1 rRNA gene is annotated in these 1,598 nt (G+C 56.1%); it reads right to left on the bottom strand.

What is annotated here, in order from left to right:
* Positions 1-42: 42 nt before the first annotated feature.
* A 16S ribosomal RNA gene (locus CIL02_RS02015) occupies positions 43-1,572 on the bottom strand.
* Positions 1,573-1,598: the final 26 nt, after the last annotated feature.

Here is a 1,598-nt window from a genome sequence, read left to right as displayed (position 1 = left end):
AACCAACCTTGACTTGTGTTATACAAAGGAACTCCGCTCCAGAAAGGAGGTGTTCCAGCCGCACCTTCCGGTACGGCTACCTTGTTACGACTTAGCCCCAATCACCAGTTTTGCCCTAGGCCGACCCTCGCGGTCACGGACTTCAGGCACCCCCGGCTTTCATGGCTTGACGGGCGGTGTGTACAAGGCCCGGGAACGTATTCACCGCGCCATGGCTGATGCGCGATTACTAGCGAATCCAGCTTCATGGGGTCGGGTTGCAGACCCCAATCCGAACTGGGGATGGCTTTTAGGATTTGACCGACCTTGCGGACGGCCCGCTCTCTGTACCACCCATTGTAACACGTGTGTAGCCCCGGACGTAAGGGCCGTGCTGATTTGACGTCATCCCCACCTTCCTCACACCTTGCGGTGGCAGTGTCCGCAGAGTGCCCAGCTTAACCTGATGGCAACTACGGAGAGGGGTTGCGCTCGTTATGGCACTTAAGCCGACACCTCACGGCACGAGCTGACGACAACCATGCAGCACCTCCACAGGAGCCCCGAAGGGCCTCATCATCTCTGAATCGTTCTCCTGCAGTTCAAGCCCGGGTAAGGTTCCTCGCGTATCATCGAATTAAACCACATGTTCCTCCGCTTGTGCGGGCCCCCGTCAATTCCTTTGAGTTTCACCGTTGCCGGCGTACTCCCCAGGTGGGATGCTTAACGCTTTCGCTTGGCCACTCCATCATATAACGGAACAGCGGGCATCCATCGTTTACCGTGCGGACTACCAGGGTATCTAATCCTGTTCGATACCCGCACCTTCGAGCTTCAGCGTCAGTTGCGCTCCCGCAAGCTGCCTTCGCAATCGGGGTTCCTCGTGATATCTAAGCATTTCACCGCTACACCACGAATTCCGCCTGCGTCGCGCGCACTCAAGAAAACCAGTTCGCGCTGCAGTGCCACGGTTGAGCCGCGGCATTTCACAACACGCTTAATCTCCGGCCTACGCTCCCTTTAAACCCAATAAATCCGGATAACGCCCGGACCTTCCGTATTACCGCGGCTGCTGGCACGGAATTAGCCGGTCCTTATTCATGCGGTACCTGCAATATGGGACGCGTCCCACACTTTATCCCCGCACAAAAGCAGTTTACAACCCATAGGGCCGTCATCCTGCACGCTACTTGGCTGGTTCAGACTCCCGTCCATTGACCAATATTCCTCACTGCTGCCTCCCGTAGGAGTTTGGACCGTGTCTCAGTTCCAATGTGGGGGACCTTCCTCTCAGAACCCCTACCGATCGTAGCCACGGTGGGCCGTTACCCCGCCGTCAAGCTAATCGGACGCATCCCCATCCTTGTCCGCTAAACCTTTCGTCACAGTTGGATGTCCGCTTGTGACCTCATACGGTATTAGGCCGGTTTTCACCGGGTTATCCCGTGGACAAGGGCAGGTTGGATACGCGTTACTCACCCGTGCGCCGGTCGCCATCTCACCTAGCAAGCTAAGTGAATGCTGCCCCGCGACTTGCATGTGTTAAGCCTGTAGCTAGCGTTCATCCTGAGCCAGGATCAAACTCTCCATTGTAAAATATCATCTTGACCGCATATAAA

This window comes from Prevotella sp. P3-122 (assembly GCF_002251365.1).
Classification (GTDB): Bacteria; Bacteroidota; Bacteroidia; order Bacteroidales; family Bacteroidaceae; genus Prevotella.
Note: the sequence above shows the minus strand (reverse complement) of the source record. Positions and strands in the feature narration are given on the sequence as shown.